This window comes from Pseudomonas sp. (assembly GCF_049590575.1).
Taxonomy (GTDB): Bacteria; Pseudomonadota; Gammaproteobacteria; order Pseudomonadales; family Pseudomonadaceae; genus Aquipseudomonas.
Genome location: NZ_JBAWDE010000029.1, coordinates 1 through 19,710, shown reverse-complemented (window position 1 = coordinate 19,710; position 19,710 = coordinate 1). Strand labels below are relative to the sequence as shown.

17 protein-coding genes are annotated in these 19,710 nt (G+C 62.6%); 13 read left to right on the top strand and 4 right to left on the bottom strand.

The window, feature by feature from the left end:
- Positions 1-118: 118 nt before the first annotated feature.
- A complete protein-coding gene (locus WBR57_RS02530; protein ID WP_424081816.1) occupies positions 119-1,396 on the bottom strand; it encodes a serine/threonine transporter in 1,278 nt (425 codons plus the stop codon).
- 260 nt (positions 1,397-1,656) lie between these two features.
- On the opposite strand from WBR57_RS02530, the gene WBR57_RS02525 reads away from it, so the two are divergent.
- The 3 genes from WBR57_RS02525 to WBR57_RS02515 all read left to right on the top strand — a co-directional run bounded on the left by WBR57_RS02525 (position 1,657) and on the right by WBR57_RS02515 (position 4,584).
- Entirely contained in the window at positions 1,657-2,610 is a 954-nt protein-coding gene (locus WBR57_RS02525; protein ID WP_424081814.1) for a 2-hydroxyacid dehydrogenase, read from the top strand.
- A gap of 129 nt (positions 2,611-2,739) precedes the next feature.
- Positions 2,740-3,807 carry a phosphotransferase family protein gene (locus WBR57_RS02520; protein ID WP_424081812.1) on the top strand — a complete coding sequence of 356 codons (1,068 nt, stop codon included), beginning with the start codon at positions 2,740-2,742 and terminating at the stop codon, positions 3,805-3,807.
- A 9-nt stretch (positions 3,808-3,816) separates the two neighbouring features.
- Entirely contained in the window at positions 3,817-4,584 is a 768-nt protein-coding gene (locus WBR57_RS02515) for an SDR family oxidoreductase (RefSeq protein WP_424081810.1), read from the top strand.
- A gap of 39 nt (positions 4,585-4,623) precedes the next feature.
- On the opposite strand, the gene WBR57_RS02510 is transcribed toward WBR57_RS02515, so the two are convergent.
- Positions 4,624-5,067, bottom strand: a complete 444-nt coding sequence (locus WBR57_RS02510) for a carboxymuconolactone decarboxylase family protein (RefSeq protein WP_424081808.1) — start codon at positions 5,065-5,067, stop codon at positions 4,624-4,626.
- Between the two features lie 144 nt (positions 5,068-5,211).
- On the opposite strand from WBR57_RS02510, the gene WBR57_RS02505 reads away from it, so the two are divergent.
- Both WBR57_RS02505 and WBR57_RS02500 read left to right on the top strand, forming a co-directional pair.
- Entirely contained in the window at positions 5,212-6,645 is a 1,434-nt protein-coding gene (locus WBR57_RS02505) for a PLP-dependent aminotransferase family protein (RefSeq protein WP_424081806.1), read from the top strand.
- 84 nt (positions 6,646-6,729) lie between these two features.
- Positions 6,730-7,134: a cupin domain-containing protein gene (locus WBR57_RS02500; protein ID WP_424081804.1), complete on the top strand. Its 405-nt coding sequence runs from the start codon at positions 6,730-6,732 to the stop codon at positions 7,132-7,134.
- A gap of 70 nt (positions 7,135-7,204) precedes the next feature.
- On the opposite strand, the gene WBR57_RS02495 is transcribed toward WBR57_RS02500, so the two are convergent.
- Positions 7,205-7,834, bottom strand: a complete 630-nt coding sequence (locus WBR57_RS02495; RefSeq protein WP_424081802.1) for a DNA-3-methyladenine glycosylase I — start codon at positions 7,832-7,834, stop codon at positions 7,205-7,207.
- A 217-nt stretch (positions 7,835-8,051) separates the two neighbouring features.
- Between WBR57_RS02495 and WBR57_RS02490 the strand changes: the two genes are divergently transcribed.
- The 4 genes from WBR57_RS02490 (at position 8,052) to WBR57_RS02475 (ending at position 11,652) form a co-directional block, all read left to right on the top strand.
- Positions 8,052-9,377 carry a C4-dicarboxylate transporter DctA gene (locus tag WBR57_RS02490; protein WP_424081820.1) on the top strand — a complete coding sequence of 442 codons (1,326 nt, stop codon included), beginning with the start codon at positions 8,052-8,054 and terminating at the stop codon, positions 9,375-9,377.
- Between the two features lie 82 nt (positions 9,378-9,459).
- Positions 9,460-10,161 (top strand): FadR/GntR family transcriptional regulator, encoded by a 702-nt coding sequence (locus tag WBR57_RS02485; RefSeq protein WP_424081800.1) that lies wholly within the window; start codon positions 9,460-9,462, stop codon positions 10,159-10,161.
- A gap of 17 nt (positions 10,162-10,178) precedes the next feature.
- A complete protein-coding gene (locus WBR57_RS02480; protein ID WP_424081798.1) occupies positions 10,179-10,883 on the top strand; it encodes a GntR family transcriptional regulator in 705 nt (234 codons plus the stop codon).
- Positions 10,884-11,043: 160 nt separating this feature from the next.
- Positions 11,044-11,652 carry a hypothetical protein gene (locus tag WBR57_RS02475; protein ID WP_424081796.1) on the top strand — a complete coding sequence of 203 codons (609 nt, stop codon included), beginning with the start codon at positions 11,044-11,046 and terminating at the stop codon, positions 11,650-11,652.
- Positions 11,653-11,725: 73 nt separating this feature from the next.
- Here WBR57_RS02475 and WBR57_RS02470 read toward each other — a convergent pair whose 3' ends face one another.
- The gene (locus WBR57_RS02470) at positions 11,726-16,594 is read right to left on the bottom strand and encodes an NAD-glutamate dehydrogenase (protein ID WP_424081794.1); all 4,869 of its coding nucleotides are present in this window, start codon (positions 16,592-16,594) and stop codon (positions 11,726-11,728) included.
- Positions 16,595-17,089: 495 nt separating this feature from the next.
- Between WBR57_RS02470 and WBR57_RS02465 the strand changes: the two genes are divergently transcribed.
- From WBR57_RS02465 to WBR57_RS02450, 4 genes are all read left to right on the top strand, one after another.
- Positions 17,090-17,443, top strand: coding sequence for a hypothetical protein (locus WBR57_RS02465; RefSeq protein WP_424081792.1), 354 nt, complete (start codon positions 17,090-17,092; stop codon positions 17,441-17,443).
- Between the two features lie 258 nt (positions 17,444-17,701).
- The gene (locus tag WBR57_RS02460) at positions 17,702-18,661 is read left to right on the top strand and encodes an AAA family ATPase (RefSeq protein ID WP_034106117.1); all 960 of its coding nucleotides are present in this window, start codon (positions 17,702-17,704) and stop codon (positions 18,659-18,661) included.
- Positions 18,662-18,666: 5 nt separating this feature from the next.
- Complete coding sequence (locus WBR57_RS02455; RefSeq protein ID WP_424081789.1) at positions 18,667-19,599, top strand: DUF58 domain-containing protein; 933 nt, start codon at positions 18,667-18,669, stop codon at positions 19,597-19,599.
- Positions 19,596-19,710, top strand: a 115-nt coding sequence (locus tag WBR57_RS02450; RefSeq protein ID WP_424081818.1) for a DUF4381 domain-containing protein, incomplete at its 3' end; no start/stop codon positions are given. The genes WBR57_RS02455 and WBR57_RS02450, both read left to right, overlap by 4 nt.

Below are 19,710 nucleotides of genomic sequence, written 5' to 3'. Positions count from 1 at the left end.
GGGCTTGCCCCCGATGGCGTTGGTTCAGTCAACATCTTCAGTAACTGATTCACCGACATCGGGGGCAAGCCCCCTCCCACATTTTGATCGTTGCAGCCTTTGAAGGCTGCATCAGGCCTCAAGCAATAAACGAATACACCAGCGCCGTAATCGCCACCAACCCCACCGCCGTGACAAACACGTTGGACGCCTGCCCACGATACTTGGCCATGGCCGGCACCTTGCGGATCGCGTACATCGGCATCAGGAACAGGATCGACGCGATCACCGGCCCACCCAGGGTCTCGATCATGCCGAGGATGCTTGGGTTGAGCGTGGCCACGATCCAGCACACCACCAGCATGAAGGCGGCGGTCATGCGGTCCAGGGTCTTCTCGGCCGGGCTACGACCGGTTTTCAGCACCAGGCCCTTGAGGCCTTCACTGGCGCCGATGTAATGGCCCAGGAACGACTTGGCAATCGCTACGAACGCAATCAGCGGTGCCGCGAACTCGATGGTCGGGTTGTTGAAGTGGTTGGCCAGGTACGACAGGATCGACAGGTTCTGCGCCTTCGCTTCGGCCAATTGCGCCGGCGACAGCGTCAGCACGCAGCTGAACACAAAGAACAACACCATCACCACCATCAACAGGTGCGCGCGGCACAGGATCTGCGAGCTGCGCTGATCGGCGTTGGCGCCGTACTGGCGCTTCTGGTCCACCGCAAAGGCCGAGATGATCGGCGAGTGGTTGAACGAGAACACCATCACTGGAATCGCCAGCCACAGGGTGTTGAGCAGCGCGGACGGTGCCGGCACCACACTGGCGGTGCTGAGGATGCCGCCGTTCCAGTGCGGGATCAGGTATACCGCCAGGAACAGCAAAGCGACGATAAACGGGTACACCATCAGGCTCATGGCCTTGACGATCACTTGCTCACCGCAACGCACCACCGCCAGCAGGCCCAGGATCAGCACCAGCGACAGGATCGCCCGCGGCGGCGGCATGATGTGCAACTGGTGCTCCATGAAGCTGCCGACGGTGTTGGTCAGCGCCACGCTGTAGATCAGCAGGATCGGGAAGATCGCAAAGAAGTACAGCAGCGTGATCAATGCACCGGCCTTGATGCCGAAATGCTCTTCAACCACGTCGGTGATGTCGGAACCTTCACGACCGGACAGTACGAAACGGGTCAGGCCTCGGTGGGCAAAAAACGTCATCGGGAAGGCCAGCAGCGCCAGGATTACCAGAGGCCAGAAGCCGCCCAGGCCGGCGTTGATGGGCAGAAACAAGGTGCCGGCGCCAATGGCGGTGCCGAACAGGCCAAGCATCCAGGTGGTGTCCTGGCGGCTCCAGCTTGTGAGGGTTGCAGGTGTCGTTGCATAGCGTTCGTCGACGCTATTGGCCTGATCATTCATCCGGTCGGATCTCCGCATTTACACAGCCGGGACGAGTCAGAAAAACCTGACAGGCAGCGCCCCGACCATAGAAGGGGCGAGATTGTCCGGGATTCTCGTGAATAAGCAAAGACTTAGCTGAGGAGCGGTTGACCGGTGCAGCCGCTCAAGGGCGGGTATAGGCGACGGATTCAGCGGGCTCCAGCGCCGCGGGCACAGTACATACCCGCACAAATATCCCGCATACTCATGCCCTCTAACCCTTCAGGAAGAGCGTTCCGATGACCACCACTGTTCTGGTCCTGGTTGAAACCATCAACGAATACCTGCAAATCATCGAGAGCAATGATTTCCATGTGATCCTCGCGCCGACGCCCGCCGAGCGTGCCCAGGCCATCAAGGCCCATGGCGGCCAGATCAAGGCCGTGCTGACCCGTGGCCCGCTGGGTTTGTATGCCGAGGAAATCGCCGCCCTGCCACTGCTGGAAATCATCTGCGTGATCGGCGCCGGCTACGAGCATGTGGACCTGCAGGCGGCGAGCAACCGGGGGATAGTGGTGACCAATGGCGCCGGGGTGAACGCGCCGTCGGTGGCTGACCACGCGATGGCGCTGCTGCTGTCGCTGGTGCGCGGCATCCCGCAGACCGACGCGGCGGTCCGCCGTAACGAGTGGCCGAAAGTGATGCGCCCGTCCCTGGGCGGCAAACAGCTGGGCATTCTCGGGCTAGGCGCGGTCGGCCTGGAAATCGCCAAGCGCGCTGCGCTCGGCTTTGGCATGCAAGTCAGCTACCACAACCGCCAGCCCCGCGATGACGTGGATTACACCTACTGCGCCACGGCGGTGGAGCTGGCGCGCACCTCGGACTTCCTGGTCCTGGCCACACCCGGTGGCGCCGGCACCCGCCACCTGATCGATCGTAATGCGTTGGACGCCCTGGGCCCAAACGGTTACCTGGTAAACATCGGTCGCGGCAGCGTGGTGGTCACCGCCGACCTGGTCGCGGCGCTGGAACAACGGCGTATCGGCGGCGCAGCGCTGGACGTGTTCGACGACGAGCCCAAAGTGCCCGACGCCCTCAAGCACCTGAGCAACACCGTGCTCACCTCGCACGTCGCCGGCCTGTCGCCCGAGGCCGCCCACGACACCGTGCAGCGGGTGGCCGACAACCTGGTGGAATACTTTGCCGGCCGTCCGGTGCTCACGCCAGTCACCTTGCCCACGCCTGAAAAATGACCGATCAGGCACGCTGATCACCCTTCAACACGCTAACCTATTAAGCCGCCCCGACCTTGTCGCTGGGCGGCTGCGCGCATTAGATTAGGAAATAGTCCAAGGCCTTTAGAATAAGCAGAAGGGATAAGCATGGCGCTGAACGACCAATCGACCCAGATCCGCCCTGGCGAAGAACTTGATGCCGGCCTGATCGATCCCTACCTCAAGGCCCATATCCCAGGCCTGAGCGGCACGCCCAGCATCAGCCAGTTCCCCGGTGGCGCGTCGAACCTGACCTACTTGCTGGAATACCCCGGCCAGGAATTCGTCCTGCGCCGCCCGCCCTTTGGCCACAAGGCCAAGTCCGCCCACGACATGGGCCGCGAATTCCGCATTCTCAACCAGCTCAAACACGGCTTTCCGTATTGCCCCAAGGCCTACGTGCATTGCACCGACGAGTCGGTGATCGGCGCCGAGTTCTACGTGATGGAACGCGTCAACGGCATCATCCTGCGCTCCGACCTGCCCGCCGAGCTGGGCCTGGACGCAACCAAGACCGAAGCACTGTGCAAAAGCTTTATCGACAAGTTCGTCGAACTGCACCAGGTGGACTACAACGCCTGCGGCCTGGCCGACCTGGGCAAGCCCGAGGGGTACGTGCAGCGCCAGATTCGCGGCTGGAGCGACCGCTACGAAAAAGCCCTGACCCCCGACGCCCCGAGCTGGGAGACGGTGCGCGCGTGGCTCAACGACAAGATGCCCGCCGACCACCCGACCTCAAGCATCGTGCACAACGACTACCGCTTCGATAACGTGATCCTCGACCCGCACAACCCGATGCAGATCATCGGCGTGCTGGACTGGGAGCTGACCACCCTCGGCGACCCGCTGATGGACCTGGGCAACACCCTCGCCTACTGGATCGAAGCCGACGACCCCGCGCCGGTGCAACTGATGCGCCGCCAGCCGAGCAACGCCCCCGGCATGCTCACGCGCCGCGAGTTCGTCGATTACTACGCCGAGCGCTCCGGCCTCCAGATCGACAATTTCGACTTTTACTACACCTACGGCCTGTTCCGCCTGGCCGGCATTGTGCAGCAGATCTACTACCGTTTCTTCCATGGCCAGACCCAGGACAAACGCTTTGCGCAGTTCATCCAGATGAACAAGCTGCTGGAGCAGATGAGCCTGAATGTCATCGGCAAATCATCCCTCTAAGGAATTGCTATGTCCAAGACCAACCTGTTCGACCTCGACGGCAAGATCGCGTTTGTCTCCGGCGCCAGCCGTGGCATCGGCGAGGCCATCGCCAAGTTGCTGGCCCAGCAAGGCGCCCACGTGATCGTCTCCAGCCGCAAGCTCGAAGGCTGCCAGCACGTGGCGGATGCGATCATCGCCGACGGCGGCAAAGCCACCGCCGTGGCCTGCCACATCGGTGAGATGGAGCAGATCACCCAGGTGTTTGCCGGGATTCGCGAGCAGTTCGGGCGCCTCGACATCCTGGTGAATAACGCCGCGACCAACCCGCAGTTCTGCAACGTGCTGGACACCGACCTCGGCGCCTTCCAGAAGACCGTCGACGTGAACATTCGCGGCTACTTCTTCATGTCGGTAGAGGCCGGCAAGCTGATGCGCGAAAACGGCAGCGGCAGCATTATCAACGTGGCGTCGATCAACGGTATTTCGCCCGGCGTGTTCCAGGGCATCTACTCGGTGACCAAGGCCGCCGTGATCAACATGACCAAGGTGTTCGCCAAGGAATGCGCCGAGTTCGGCATTCGTTGCAACGCCCTGCTGCCGGGCCTGACCGACACCAAGTTCGCCTCGGCACTGGTGAAAAACGACGCGATCCTGAAAATGGCCCTGGCGCAGATCCCGCTCAAGCGCGTGGCCGACCCCAGCGAGATGGCCGGCGCGGTGTTGTTCCTGGCCAGCGATGCGTCCAGCTACACCACGGGTGTGTCGCTGAATGTGGACGGCGGTTTTCTGTCCTGACTGCATGTCCTGACTGCATGCCCTGATTGCATGCCCTGATCATGCATTCGGCGGTTGCTGCCGAAAGCTCACCGCCAGGCGGTTCCAGCCACTGATGCTGGACACCGCCATGGTCAGGTCGACCAGTTCCTGCTCGCTGAACGCCTCGCGCACTGCCGCGAACAGCTCATCTGAAACACTTGAAGTCGGCAGGGTCGCCACCGACTCGCTCCAGGCCAATGCGGCCTTCTCCCGCGCGGTGAAAAACGGCGAGTCGCGCCATACGCACAGGGCGAACAGCCGCCGCTCGGTCTCGCCGCGCTGATGCGCCGCCATCGAATGCATATCGGTGCAGAACCCGCAGTGGTTGAGCTGCGACACGCGGATCTTGATCAGCGCCAGCAAGGGTTGCTCGATGGACAGGCCAAAGGTCGTGGCTTCGAGCATCAGCATGCCCTTGAGCGCTTGCGGCGAGGCGGTGTAGTAATCCAGGCGAGGTTCCATAAGGCGGCTCTCAAAATGACAACCCAGCCTAGAACCCTTGAGGCATAAGCCCTATAGCCAATTCGGCGGTTTACGCACAGACCATTTTGAGCGCGCCGTGCGAGCGAGTAGTCTTGGCGCAGATCGAATGCATCAGGATAAAACATGGAACTGCACGTGGTGATCAACGGCCGCAAGGATCTGGCCGAACAGTTGTACCAGCAGTTGCGTGACGCCATCGGCTCCGGGCGCCTGGCCGCCGGCGCGCAACTGCCGCCCAGCCGCTTGCTGGCCGAACAATTGGGCGTGTCACGCAAGACCGTGTCCGACACCTACGCCACCCTGACGTACGAAGGCCTGTTGGTCGGCAAGACCGGGCGCGGCACCTTCGTCAATGCCCGCGCGCACCAGGCCGAACGCGTGCAAACCGCCACCGAACTGGCCTGCGCCGCCAGCCTGGCCAGGTGGGCCACACTGCCCTCGCCGATGCGCCACCCGACCCGCGACAGCACCTTGCGCTACGAATTTATCGGCGGCGCCACCAGCCGCTACCAGTTCCCCCAGGATGAATGGCGCCGCTGCACCCTGGATGCACTGCGGCGGATTGCGCAAAACAGCGGGTTCTACAGCCAGCCCGAAGGGTTGCCGGCACTGCGCAGCGCCATTGCCGGGCACATTGCGTTCTCGCGCGGGGTCAACTGCCGCGACAGCGATATCGTGGTCACCAATGGCGCGCAGCAGGCCCTCGACCTGATCGCGCGCGTGGTGCTCGAACCGGGCAGCATCGTCGCCATGGAAGACCCCGGCTACAGCCCCGCGCGCCAGCTGTTCCAAGCCATGGGCGCGAACGTCGCGAGTGTGCCGGTGGACGCCCAGGGCATCCAGGTCGAGCAGATCCCGGCGGGCACGCGGCTGATCTACGTCACACCGTCGCACCAATTCCCCCTCGGCATGCCCATGAGCCTGCCACGCCGCGAGGCCTTGCTGGCCCGCGCGTTCGAGCTGGGCGCGATCATCATCGAGGACGACTACGACAGCGAGTTCCGCTACGAAGGCCGGCCCACCGACTCCCTGCAAAGCATGGACACCCGGGGCGTGGTGACCTACGTCGGGACCTTCTCGAAAACCCTGCTGCCTGAGCTGCGGCTGGGCTATGCAGTGCTGCCACCGGCGATCCACGGCGCGGTGCTCAAGGCCAAGCAATTGACCGACCAGCACAGCTCCACGCTGCCGCAGTGGGCGCTGGCCAAGTTCATCAGCGAAGGCTATTTGCTCAAGCATATCCGCCGCTGCCACACGGTGTACGCCGGGCGCCGCGAGCGCATTCTGCAACGCCTCGCGGGGGACCTGTCGCCGTGGTTCGAAGCGGTGCCGACGGTGGCCGGGTTTCACCTGGCGGCGTTGTGCAAGGTGCCGGTGAACATCCCGCTGCTGATCCAGCTGGCGCGCCAGGTGGAAGTGGGACTGTATCCCCTGGATGTGTTCTTTCACGACGCACCGGTGCGCGCGGGCCTGATCATCGGTTTCGGCGCCATCGAGACCCTCGACATCGACCCGGCGCTGGACAAGGTGCGCGATATTCTCGAGCACATTGGCTAGCGGTTTTTCCAGCGGATTGGTCATTGGTTGAGCCCGACCCCAGGCGTAGGGTGAAGCGGTCTCGAACTACTCGGAAACCCCACCATGAAACGCCTGCTCGCCACTACCCTGATGCTTGCCTCGCTCAGCGCCTTTGCCCATGAACCGGTGTACAACCAGGAATCGACCAAGGTGCTGCAAGCGCACGCCCTGACCAACGTGCCCGGCAAGAAAACCATCATGCTCACCGTGGACTACGCACCCGGCCAGGCCACGGTGCCCCACAGCCACACCGGCACAGCCGTGGCTTACGTGCTGGAAGGCGCGATCACCTCGCGGGTGAATGACGAACAGGCGAGGACCTACCAGGTCGGCGAATCATTCTACGAACCGGCCGGTTCGCGGCACTTCGAATCGAGCAATGCCAGCCAGACGCAACCGGCCAAACTGCTGGTGGTGATGGTGCTGGATGACAAAGCCGAGGTGCTGACGCCGCTGCCACACAAATAAGCCTCACCACACAATCAGTGTGGGAGGGGGCTTGCCCCCTCCCACATTTGGCTCTTGGTTTGCCTGGGATTCAGGGGCGTTTGAACTGGCGGCGCAGGTCTTCGATCCGCTCGCGGCACGCGCAGCCGTCAAGGTGATCATTGACCATGCCCATGGCCTGCATCAGCGCATACATCGTGGTCGGGCCAACAAACGTCCAGCCTCGTTTCTTAAGCGCCTTGGATAATCGCACCGACGCCGGGGCTGTCGGGTTACCGGTCCAGTAAGCCAGGTCCACCACTGCCGGGCGCTCCTCTGCGCCGGGCTCAAACGCCCACAACCATTGCGCCAGCGAGCCGGTTTCATCCACCAGTTCGCAGGCTCTGCGCGCGTTGTTGACCGCCGAAACGATCTTGGCACGATTGCGCACGATGCCCGGGTCCTGCATCAAGCGTTCAATATCCGCCGCGCCGTACTGCGCCACCCGGCGAAAATCAAAGCCGTCGAACGCGGCTCGAAACTGCTCGCGCTTGCGCAAAATGGTGATCCACGCCAAACCGGCCTGGAAGCCTTCCAGGCAAATCTTCTCGTACAGCTGGATATCGTCCGCCACCGGCACGCCCCACTCAGCATCGTGGTAACGCGGGTATTCGGGCGCAGCCGTGCGCCAGGCGCAGTGGGTCTGGCCGGTGTCGTCAGTGCGCAGTCCTGGTTTATCCATCCATCACCTCCTCTACCCAGCGGCGGATGATAAGCGAAAAAAATTCCGGCCCGCCAACCGCTCAAGCATCGCCCTCGCCGACCAACTGGTCAGACCGGGACCTGTCAACCGCCGAAGAATGACTTGTTATTTCAAAAAAACCCGGCGTAGACTGGCCGCGCACTGGACTTACCGGTAAGACCACAACAATTAAGCCCTGGAACCACCAGGGCACCGAATAGAGATCCCTCCCATGCTCAGATGGTGCTCGCGTTCGATTTTCCTGCAAGTCGTGATTGGCCTGATGCTCGGCATCGCCTGCGGCCTGGCCCTTCCCGAATTCTCCTCGCAACTCAAACCCCTGGGTGACGGCTTTATCAAGCTGATCAAGATGCTGATCGGCCTGATCGTATTCTGCGTGGTGGTCAGCGGCATTTCCGGTGCCGGCGACCTGAAGAAAGTCGGGCGCATCGGCCTCAAGTCGGTGATCTACTTCGAAGTGCTGACCACCGTCGCGCTGGTGATCGGCCTGATCATGGCGTTCAGCACCGGCATCGGCACCGGCGCCAATATCCACCTGGAACAGCTCTCTTCCGCCGGCCTGAATGAACTGGCCGACCGTGGCCAGCACATCAAGGGCACCAGCCAGTTCCTGATGGACCTGATCCCCAACTCGGTGATCGGCGCGTTTGCCGACAACAACGTGCTGCAAGTGCTGCTGTTTTCGGTGCTGTTCGGCAGCGCGCTGAACCTGGTGGGTGAAGCGGCGTCGGGTATCTCACGCCTGATCAACGAGCTCAGCCATGTGATTTTCCGCATCATGGGCATGATCGTGCGCCTGGCGCCGATCGGCGTGTTTGGCGCCATCGCCTTTACCACCAGCACCTATGGCCTGGACTCGCTGCAACACCTGGGGAGCCTGGTCGGCCTGTTTTACCTGACCTGCTTTGCCTTTGTCGGGCTGATCCTTGGCCTGGTGATGCGCCTGTCGGGCCTGCGCATGCTGCCGCTGCTCAAATACCTGCGCGAAGAACTGCTGATCGTGATGGGCACCGCCTCGTCCGACGCGGTGCTGCCGCAAATCATGCGCAAGCTGGAGCACCTGGGCATTGGCAGCTCCACCGTGGGCCTGGTGATTCCCACGGGTTACTCGTTCAACCTCGACGGTTTCTCGATTTACCTGACCCTGGCCATTGTGTTTATCGCCAACGCCACCGGCACGCCGCTGTCGATGACCGACCTGCTGACCATCCTGCTGGTGTCGCTGATCACCTCCAAGGGCGCCCACGGGATTCCCGGTTCCGCGCTGGTGATTCTGGCGGCAACACTCACCGCCATTCCGGCGATCCCGGTGGTTGGCCTGGTGCTGGTATTGGCGGTGGACTGGTTCATGGGCATCGGCCGCGCCTTGACCAACCTGATCGGCAACTGTGTCGCCACCGTGGCCATTGCGCGCTGGGAAAAAGACATCGATATCCAGCGCGCCAACAAGGTCCTCGACGGCCAGCAAGGCTACGCCTTCCAGACCAAGAAACCGGTGTTGCCGGCGCATCAGGAGTTCTAGGGCAACACAAGTCCAAGCCAGCTCCCACAGTAGATCTTCGTTGAATTCACTACCGTATTCGCAACACCAAGGAGCCATCGACGTGATCAGCACCTCAACCGTCGTCAATTCAGTCGTAGAAAAACTCCGCGCCGCCCTGGCCCGCGGCCAGTGGCGGCGTGGCGAAATGCTCCCCGGCCAGCGCGAACTGGCCGAGCAGATGGGCATCAGCCGCCCCAGCCTGCGTGAAGCGGTGATCGTGCTGGAAACCCTCGGCCTGGTGCGTTCCATGCCCGGCAAGGGCGTGGTGGTATTGGAAACCGATGTCAGCGAACCGCAGGCCAATGACGCCGTGGCCGACGCCAGCCTGGAAGACATCCTGCAACTGCGCTACACCCTCGAGCCGTTTATCGTCGGCCTGGTCGCGCAGTCGATCAGCAGCAAGGAAGTCGGGCAATTGCGCCTGACCCTGATGGACATGCGCGAAGCCCTGGACGCCGGTGACGCCGAAGCGGGCATGAACGCCTACATCGACTTCCACGAGGAACTGTTCGCCCTCACCTCCAACCCGATCTTCCAGAACGTGGTGCAACAAACCAGCAACGCCCTCAAGCAAAGCGCCCAGGTTCTGCGCAATTCACCCGAACACCTGGCGGAACGCCTGCAGGAAAACGACGCCGTGGTGCGCGCCATCCGCAACAAGAACAGCGCCCTGGCCAGTGCCGAAATGCGTCGGCACATCCTCCAGGAAGGCCTGCGCATGGGCATTCGCCTGAACATCCCGGACGACCACCTCGGCAGTTGAATTTTTGGAGACCGGCCATGAACGCCCACGCCCTGCAACGCGACCCCATCCTCCCCGCCCTGCGCCTGGTGGCGGGCAAAAAGCCCACGGTGGATGACATCTACCCGCGGCTGTTCGACGCCATCCTCGAGCAGCGCATTGCCCCGTCCAGCCGCTTTACCGAAGAAGGCCTGGGCGAGACCTTTGGCGTGAGCCGCAGCGTGATTCGCCGGGTCCTGGCCAAGCTCTCCCATCAGCAAGTGATCATCCTGCGCCCCAACCAGCGCGCCCAAGTCGCGGCGCCGGATGCGCAGCAGACCCGGCAAATCCTCGAAGCCCGGCGCCTGACTGAAATCACCGTGGTGCAGCTGGCCTGCACGCTGGCCACGCCCGTGCAGATTCGCCAACTGCGCGAGCTGATTACACGCGAGCGCGAGTGCATCGAGCGCGACCAGCGTGGGCCGGCGATTCGCCTGTCGGGGGAATTCCACCTGCACCTGGCGGCCATCGCCGGCAACGCACCCCTGGCGCAATTCCTCAATAGCCTGGTGCCGTTGACGTCGTTGATCATCGCCCAATACGAGGCACAAGCCTGCACCTATTGCGCCTGGCAGGAGCACGTGGCGATTGTCGATGCGGTCGAGCAAGGCAATCCCATCGCCGCAATCGGGTTGATGACCCAGCACCTGGACCACCTTGAAGCCAAGCTGGTGAGTCGCGACGCGGGCATTTCAAGCAACTGAACGGCGCACCGCGCGCAAGGAACCAATTCCCCCCTCGGGTCCACTGACGTTTTTGGATGACACCGACGCTCACGCCCTGTGAGCGCGCGCCCCCTTCAGAAAGTCTGGTACGAGAATGAATACCGCTATGGTCCGGCCCCTTCAGGCACTTGCAATCGCAGTGTCCGCTAACATTTTTCTTCCCGCCTGCGCTGCGTTTGCACAGCAGGCTCAAGCTGCAGCTGCCGACACTCAAATCATCAGCCCGGCACTGCCCGTGTGGTTGGTCGAGCGGCCGAATGACGACGGCTCCGGGCTGACCGCCAGTGTGTTTGGCGACAGTGCCTACGGCGATTATCACGCCAAGGCGGGCCTGGTTATCGGCTGTCACCCGCAGAATCCGCAAGCGGCTCTGACACTGCTGATTGCGCCCAAGTCGCTGGGCTTCGACAGTGATGAATTCGAAGGCAAGGATGCCACGGCAGAGGGCCCGTTGCGCATCACCGCCGGCAAACGCAGCGGCGTCGATCTGCGGGTCAATGGCATCTGGACGCACGGCGGCGTGTTCCAGATCGGTACGATCTTCGCACTCAACGCGATCACCCCTCTCCCACGCGATGAACTGGCCTACTTGGCCAGCGACGCCGCACGGGGCCGCACGCTGACACTGTCGCTGGCCCCCGCCGAGGAGGGCGGCAAGCGATTGACCGCGACTTTCTCAATACCCAGCAACAACCAAGGTTTGAAGGAAGTCCTCCAGCCCTGCCTGGGCGCCGCCACCAAGCGCTGACCCAAGGCCTTTTCGACGCCCACAAAAAAGCCCCCGTATCTCAGGAGACGGGGGCTTTTGTATTACCGCTCGATCAAGCCGGTTGCAGCACCGACTGACCGCTCAACGCCAAGTCCAGCAGTTCACGGTTGGCAACCGCATACATGGCGTAGTCCGTGCCGACCGCAGCACGGATTTCCACCATCATGGCGCGCCAGCGATCCGCCATGTCCTGGTGCTGCTCAAGCCACAGGGCCACGCGGGCTTCCATGTCGTGTGGCGCGTCGGCCATTTGCAGGACCGAAATGGTGATCGCGCGCTGCTGCCAGTCCACGTCGTCACGGAAGGCTTCGCGAGCCGCGGCCTGCCAGTTGTTGGCCACCGGCAAGTCACTGATCTGCTGCAGGTACCACGGCAGCTCGAGCGCGCTGCCGACCGCGAAGTAGGCCTTGGCCACTTCTGCGGCGTCATGCCCGGTCACGTCGGCGGCTTCGATGATCGGCAGCAAGGTGTACAGGTGGGTGGTGCCTGCAACCATGCGCGCCAGCAACTCCGGCACACCGGCTTCGGTGTAGGCCTGGTAGCGGGTCTGCCAGCCTTCGCGGGTCGGGCCTTCCAGCAGTTCGTCGAGCTTGAGGCCCAACGCTGCCAGGTGCGGACCGAAATGCGCGGTGTCACGGCCAGCATCCTGCTCGTTGCGACGGCTGCGCAGGAACCAGCGCGTAGCACGGCGGCCCAGGCGCATCAGCTCGTCCATCAACGCCAGTTGCACCTCGGCGGAGACCTGGTGGTCCAGGGCTTCGATCTGACGGAACCAGTGCGGGAGGTGGAAGATGTCACGCACGATCACATAAGCGCCGGCCACGTTCGCCGGGCTCATGCCGGTCGACTCTTTGAGTCGTTGAACGAAAGTGATGCCCATGTGGTTGACCAGGTCGTTGGCGATCTGGGTGCTGACGATCTCGCGCTTGAGGCGGTGACGACGCATGGCCTCGCCGAACTTGGCGACCAGGCTCGGTGGGAACGCGGTCTCCATGTCACGGGTCAGGTACTCGTCATCCGGTACCAGCGACTTGAGCAGCGCTTCCTTGAGGTCGATCTTGCTGTACGAGATCAACACCGACAGCTCCGGACGCGTCAGGCCCTTGCCGGCAGAGGCACGCTCGGAAAGCTGCTCCTCGGTCGGCAGGTACTCGATGGCGCGGTCCAGCTTGCCACGGCCTTCCAGGTCACTCATCAGGCGCTTGTACTCGGCGGCACGCTCATAAGCTTTGCGAGCGGCCAGGGACAAAGCCTGGGTTTGCTTGTAGTTGTTGCCCAACACCAGGTTGCCGACTTCGTCGGTCATGCTCGCCAGCAACTGGTTGCGTTGCTTGTCGGTCATGTCGCCGGCCTGCACCACTTCGTTGAGCAGGATCTTGATGTTCACTTCGTGGTCGGAGCAGTCCACGCCACCGGCGTTGTCGATGAAGTCGGTGTTGGAACCGCCGCCATTGAGGCCGAATTCCACACGACCCAGCTGGGTCATGCCGAGGTTACCGCCCTCGCCCACCACCTTGCAGCGCAGCTCGTTGCCGTTCACGCGCAGCGCGTCGTTGGCCTTGTCGCCCACGTCGGCGTGGCTTTCGGTGCTGGCCTTGACGTACGTACCGATACCGCCGTTCCACAACAGGTCCACCGGCGCCTTGAGCAAGGCGTTCAGCAGTTCGGTCGGGGTCAGCTTGTCGGCCTGGATGTCGAAGCGTTCTTTCATCTGTGGCGAGATGGCAATGCTCTTCGCGCTGCGCGAGAAGATACCGCCGCCTTCGGACATGATGCTGGTGTCGTAGTCGGTCCAGGCCGAACGCGGCAAGTCGAACAGGCGCTGGCGCTCAACAAAGCTGGTCGCCGGGTTCGGGTTTGGATCGATGAAGATATGCAAGTGGTTGAAGGCCGCGACCAGTTGCAGCTTGTCGGACATGAGCAAGCCGTTACCGAACACGTCGCCGGCCATGTCGCCGACGCCGACCACGGTGATGCTGTCTTCCTGCACGTTGATGCCGCGCTCACGGAAGTGACGCTGCACACCGACCCACGCGCCCTTGGCGGTGATGCCCATTTTCTTGTGGTCGTAACCGGCGGAACCACCGGAAGCGAACGCGTCGCCGAGCCAGAAGCCGTAGTCGATGGCGATACCGTTGGCGATGTCGGAGAAGGTCGCAGTGCCCTTGTCCGCCGCCACTACCAGGTACGGGTCATCGTCGTCATGGCGCACCACGTTGACCGGTGGCACCAGGGCGCCGTCTTTGAGGTTGTCGGTGATGTCCAACAGGCCGGAAATGAAGATACGGTAGCAGGCGATGCCCTCGGCCGCGATCTCGTCGCGGGTGCCGCCCAATGGCAGCCGACGCGGCAGGAAGCCGCCCTTGGCGCCCACAGGCACGATCACCGAGTTCTTCACTTGCTGGGCTTTTACCAGGCCCAACACTTCGGTACGGAAGTCTTCTTCACGGTCGGACCAGCGCAGGCCGCCACGCGCGACGTTGCCGAAGCGCAGGTGCACGCCTTCGACCCGTGGCGAGTAGACGAAGATTTCAAACTTCGGCACCGGCTTCGGCAATTCTGGAATGGCATGCGGGTTGAACTTGAAGCTGAAGTACGATTTGTTCTGGCCGTTGGCGTCGGTCTGGTAGAAGTTGGTGCGCAGGGTAGCCTTGATCAGGTCCAGGTAGCGACGCAGGATGCGGTCTTCGTTGAGCACCTGAACGTCGTCCAGGGCGGTGAGGATCGCTTGCTCCAGGCGTTGCTGCTTGTCTTCCAGGTCGTCGGCGGTGAGCTTGCGCGCCAGGTAGAAGCGGGTCTTGAACAACCGGGTCAACTCGCGGGCGATGTCGGTGTGGTTGTTCAGGGTGCTGGCGATGTAACCCAGGTCGAAGCCCAGGCGGATCTGCTTCAGGTAACGCGCATAGGCACGCAGCAGCGCCACGTCGCGCCACGGCAGGCCGGCGGTGAGCACCAGGCGGTTGAACGCATCGTTTTCGGCGTCGCCGTGCACGATATGCACAAACGCGTCCTGCAGGGTGTCGTTGAGCTGCTGGATATCCAGGTTCACGCCTTCGGCGGCGATGAACGCAAAGTCATGGATCCAGAACTCACGGCCATTGGCATGGCGCAGGCGGTACGGGAATTCACCCAGCACGCGCAGGCCGAGGTTTTCCAGGATCGGCAGCACGTCGGACAGCGCCAGCGGCGTGTCGGCGTGATACAGCTTGCAATGCAACTCGCGCTGGCCGGACACCTGGCCCAGCGGCTGATAGAAACTCATCACCAGCGGGTTGGCTTCGGTCAGGCTGTTGAGGTGCTGCATGTCGACCACGGCCGAATGCGCAGCAAAACGCTCGCGGTAGCCGGCCGGGAAGCCTTTCGGGAAGTCGGCCAGCACGTTGGTGCCGTGGGCTTCGCCGAAGCTTTCGACCACCAGGCTGGAATAGTCGTCCTGCCAGCTGCGGCAGGCCTGTACCACTTCTTTTTCCAGTTGCAGCGGGTCGATGTCCAGGCGGTTCTTCGGGTCGACCCGCAGAATCAGCTGCACACGCGCCAGTACGGACTCGGAGAAGAAGGTCCAGAACTCGCAGTCCGAGGCTTTCAGGCGATCCATCAGCACTTGCTGGATCTTCTGGCGCACTTCGGTGGAATAGATGTCGCGCGGCACGTAGGCCAGGCAGTAGCAGAAGCGACCGTACGGGTCTTTGCGCAGGAACACGCGGATCTTGTTGCGTTCCTGGATCTGCACAATCGACATCACGGTGGTGAACAGCTCGTCGACCGGGGTCTGGAACAGGTCGTCACGCGGCAGCACTTCAACCACCTGGGCAAGCTCTTTGCCCAAATGCGCCTTGGGCTGGAAGCCCGAGCGGCGTTCGATTTCTGCCACCTTGCGGCGGATGTAAGGGATCACGCGCACACTTTCGCCGTACACCGACGAGGTGTAGAGGCCCATGAAGCGGTGTTCCTTGATGACCTTGCCGTCGGCGCTGATCTCACGGATCGACACGTAGTCCGGGTAGGCCGGGCGGTGCACGCGGCTTGGGTGCGCAGCCTTGGCGAACGACAGCACGGTCGGTTCACGCAGGTAGGCCACGGCGTAGTCTTCGATGCGCAGGTCGTCGGCGGTGAGGCCGGCGCGCAGCAGCTTGGTCAGACCGAGGAAGGAGCTGGCGTCATATTCGATATGGCCGCCGTCGGCCTCGTCACGTACCACGAATTCTTCATAGCCGAGAAAGGTGAAGTGGTTGCCCACCAGCCATTCGAGGAAATTCTTGATCTCGGCTTTTTCTTCGCCGTCGATGCTGAACGGGCTGGCGTCGATACCGGCCAGCAGGTCCTGGACCTTGGCCTTCATCGGTTCGAAATCGGCCACGGCCACGCGCACTTCGCCGAGTACCTGCTCAAGCTCTTTGCTCAGCACGTTGAGTTCGGCGGCGTTGGCGCAGCGGTCGATTTCCAGGTACATCAGCGATTCTTGCTGGATACCTTCGCCCTGGGTGCCTTTGGGCAGGATTTCGAGCAATTCGCCCTTTTTGCCACGGCGCACGCTGAGCACGGTGGTTTGCAGGGTGTGGATGCTGTAGCCGCGGCGGTTCAGCTCGGTGCGGACCGAGTCGACCAGGAAGGGCAGGTCGTGGTGCAGCACTTCGACCGCGGTGTGGGTCGACTGCCAGCCATGACGTTCGTAATCGGGGTTGTAGACCCGCACTTGCGGTTGGGTGTGATCAAAGCGCTCAAGCAGGCGCCAGGCAGACAGGGTGCAACCGGCCAGGTCGGAAAGGCGCCGTTGGGTCAGTTCGTCCAGGGAAATAATGCCGAAGAATTGCTCAGCGAACAGCGCCACTTGTGGCAGTGCCTGTTCACTGATGTGCTGCGCCAGTGCCGCTTGCAGTTGATGCTGGAAGTCGGCCTTGCTGGCTGCGGTGAAGAACGCCATCTGTGGTACTCCGCTTGGGCTTGTTATTGATGGAAGCGTCGCGTGTTATCCCCTTGCGGGGAGACCGTCAGCGCTGTTCGTCGGTACTGATAAATAAGCACCATAAACGAATCAGGGTGACAGGTGGGTGAAGCTGGACAAGACAATGAGGTCACATACAACTTCCATAAGAGGTGCGCCGTGCCGGATGACGGTACGACGGGCAGGTCAGACTCCCGGCACAGGGCACATCCGTTGCGCAGCTTAACGAGTGTAGGAAGTCAGCTGCTTGCAGCGCTGCGACATATTCGGACATCGGTACGCAGGCTTGAGGTTGCGACCAGGGCAACCCGGATTCTCCCGCAGGAAAACCAGCGAATTTCAAGCCCGCGAGTACCGAAAATGACCGGTATTGCCCGTCAGGTCATGCACTGGGTCTGACACAGGATGCAGCACAAAATTCGCCGCAATGGCACAATTGCCGCCTGCGACGCCCTCCCCCAGACAGGATTTCCCATGCTGCAACTGCAAACCGACGCACTGATGGCCACCCCGTGCGACGACGAAGAAGACAACATGGCCATGCTTTGCTGCCACGGCAAAAACGGCGAGATGTTCATGCTCACCCGCTACCCGGACGAAGATGAAGTCGAGCTGACCTGGGATTACGCGCCCTCTACGCTGGATGGGTTGAAGGTCACCCTGGGTGATACGGCGCTGCTGATCGAGCTGGCGGCAGGCGATGCCGACGCGCTGGGCGGCAAGGACCAGCTGCAGATCCACCACACCACTGCCGCGTCGGACCTGGCCGAAGTGGAAGAAACCTTGCAGAACATCCTCAAGGGCACCGGCACCTTCTTCCGAATTTAAGCTGCACCAGCAATCAAATGTGGGAGGGGGCTTGCCCCCGATAGCGCAGTGTCAGTCGATACCTCTGTGACAGACCGGCTGCCATCGGGGGCAAGCCCCTTCCCACATTGACCGTACTCTCATACAAATTTCCTACAAGTTTCCGAAAAATACCCAGCACGCCGTTAGTCGCTGCACCCCGCGATGCATTAAAGTAGGCGCCCCGGCCCGGCGTTCGTTACATGACGTGCGGGCTCATCTTTCCAGGAACCGTCATCGATGGAACATCGTGAAGCGCTGCTTGCGCTGCGAACCTTTCTTTCTACGCAGATTCTCGGCCAGGAAAAACTCATCGATCGCCTGCTGATCGCCCTGCTCGCCGACGGCCATATGCTGGTCGAAGGCGCGCCAGGGCTGGCCAAGACCAAAGCGATCAAAGAGCTGGCCGAAGGCATCGAAGCGCAGTTCCATCGCATTCAGTTCACCCCCGACCTGCTGCCCGCCGACATCACCGGCACCGAGATCTACCGCCCGGAAACCGGCAGCTTCGTGTTCCAGCAAGGGCCGATCTTCCATAACCTGGTGCTGGCCGACGAAATCAACCGTGCGCCGGCCAAGGTGCAGTCGGCGCTGCTGGAGGCCATGGCCGAGCGCCAGGTCAGCGTGGGTCGCAGCACCTACGACCTGTCGCCGCTGTTTCTGGTGATGGCCACGCAGAACCCCATCGAGCAGGAAGGCACCTACCCGCTGCCCGAAGCCCAGCTCGACCGTTTCCTGATGCACGTCAAGATCGGCTTCCCGGACGCCGCCGTCGAGCGGCGCATCCTGCAACAAGCGCGCGGCGAAGCGCTCAATGGCGAAACCAAGCCCGAACGGCGTGTCAGCCAGCAGGCGATCTTCGCCGCACGCAAGGAAATCCTCGGCCTGTACATGGCCGACGCGGTGGAGGAATACCTGGTGCAACTGGTCATGGCCACGCGCACCCCGGCCAAGTTCGACGCGGAAATGGCCGAGTGGATCGCCTACGGTGCCAGCCCGCGCGGCTCCATCGCCCTCGACCGCTGCGCGCGGGCCCACGCCTGGCTGGCCGGGCGCGACTTTGTCAGCCCCGAAGACATCCAGGCCGTGCTGTTTGACGTGCTGCGCCATCGCATCATTCTGTCGTTCGAGGCCGAAGCGGCCGGGATCGACCAGGACCGCGTGGTGCAACGCATTCTCGACGTCGTTGCCGTCGCTTGAAGTCGATGAACGCCAGCGATGGAGTCCGCGTCACACTCAGCGAGCTGATTGAGATGCGCCACCGCGTGCGCGAAGTGCAGCTGTTTTCCACGCCGAGCCAGCGCAGCCCGCTGATGGGCCTGCACCATTCCAAGCTGCGCGGGCGCGGTGTCGACTTCGACCAGGTGCGCGTGTACCAGGCCGGCGACGATGTGCGCACCATCGACTGGCGCGTCACGGCGCGCACCCAGGAGCCACACACCAAACTGTTCCACGAAGAACGCGAGCGGCCGATTTTCATCATGGTCGAGCAAAGCTGCCGGCTGTTTTTCGGCTCCGGGCAGATGTTCAAGTCGGTGCTGGCGGCGCAGGCGGCCAGCCTGATCGGCTGGGCGGCGCTTGGGCACAATGACCGTGTCGGCGGGCTGGTGTTCGGCGATAACGAGCACTACGAAATCAAGCCAAGGCGCAGCAAGCAAAGCCTGCTGCAACTGCTCAACCGCCTGGTGCGCGTCAACCACAGCCTGAACACCGAAACCCGCCCCGAGGCCGATGCCCTGGGCATGGCCTTGCGCCGTGGCCGTGAGGTGCTGCGCCCTGGCAGCCTGGTGATTGTGATCTGCGATGAGCGCGCGCTGACCGAAGGCGCCGAACAACAGCTGAGCCTGCTGTCACGCCATTGCGACCTGCTGCTGTTGCCGATCTCCGACCCGCTGGACCACGCCCTGCCCGCCGCCGGGCTGCTGCGGTTTGCGCAACGCGGCGCGCAACTGGAGCTCGACACGCTGAATTTCGACTTGCGCCAGGCCTACAAGGCCCAGGCTGAAGCGCGTATCGCCCGCTGGGAATTGCTCGCGCAAAAACTGCGCATCCTGCTGATGCCCTTGAGCACCCAAAGCGAAATGGTCGAGCAGCTGCGTGAATACCTTAACCCGCAACGTCCGGTTAAAAAGCAATGAGCAGCCTTGACCAACTGCAACCGCTGATCGCCCCGCCGGCCATCGGCTTCTGGCCCCCCGCGCCGGGTTGGTGGCTGTTGCTGGCGGTGATCCCATTGCTCGGCTGGGGGC

Excerpts from the sequence above, each read along its gene's own strand:
- WBR57_RS02530 (WP_424081816.1), bottom strand. The coding sequence starts at position 1,396 with ATGAATGATCAGGCCAATAGCGTCGACGAACGCTATGCAACGACACCT.
- WBR57_RS02525 (WP_424081814.1), top strand. The coding sequence starts at position 1,657 with ATGACCACCACTGTTCTGGTCCTGGTTGAAACCATCAACGAATACCTG.
- WBR57_RS02520 (WP_424081812.1), top strand. The coding sequence starts at position 2,740 with ATGGCGCTGAACGACCAATCGACCCAGATCCGCCCTGGCGAAGAACTT.
- WBR57_RS02515 (WP_424081810.1), top strand. The coding sequence starts at position 3,817 with ATGTCCAAGACCAACCTGTTCGACCTCGACGGCAAGATCGCGTTTGTC.
- WBR57_RS02510 (WP_424081808.1), bottom strand. The coding sequence starts at position 5,067 with ATGGAACCTCGCCTGGATTACTACACCGCCTCGCCGCAAGCGCTCAAG.
- WBR57_RS02505 (WP_424081806.1), top strand. The coding sequence starts at position 5,212 with ATGGAACTGCACGTGGTGATCAACGGCCGCAAGGATCTGGCCGAACAG.
- WBR57_RS02500 (WP_424081804.1), top strand. The coding sequence starts at position 6,730 with ATGAAACGCCTGCTCGCCACTACCCTGATGCTTGCCTCGCTCAGCGCC.
- WBR57_RS02495 (WP_424081802.1), bottom strand. The coding sequence starts at position 7,834 with ATGGATAAACCAGGACTGCGCACTGACGACACCGGCCAGACCCACTGC.
- WBR57_RS02480 (WP_424081798.1), top strand. The coding sequence starts at position 10,179 with ATGAACGCCCACGCCCTGCAACGCGACCCCATCCTCCCCGCCCTGCGC.
- WBR57_RS02470 (WP_424081794.1), bottom strand. The coding sequence starts at position 16,594 with ATGGCGTTCTTCACCGCAGCCAGCAAGGCCGACTTCCAGCATCAACTG.
- WBR57_RS02465 (WP_424081792.1), top strand. The coding sequence starts at position 17,090 with ATGCTGCAACTGCAAACCGACGCACTGATGGCCACCCCGTGCGACGAC.
- WBR57_RS02460 (WP_034106117.1), top strand. The coding sequence starts at position 17,702 with ATGGAACATCGTGAAGCGCTGCTTGCGCTGCGAACCTTTCTTTCTACG.
- WBR57_RS02455 (WP_424081789.1), top strand. The coding sequence starts at position 18,667 with ATGAACGCCAGCGATGGAGTCCGCGTCACACTCAGCGAGCTGATTGAG.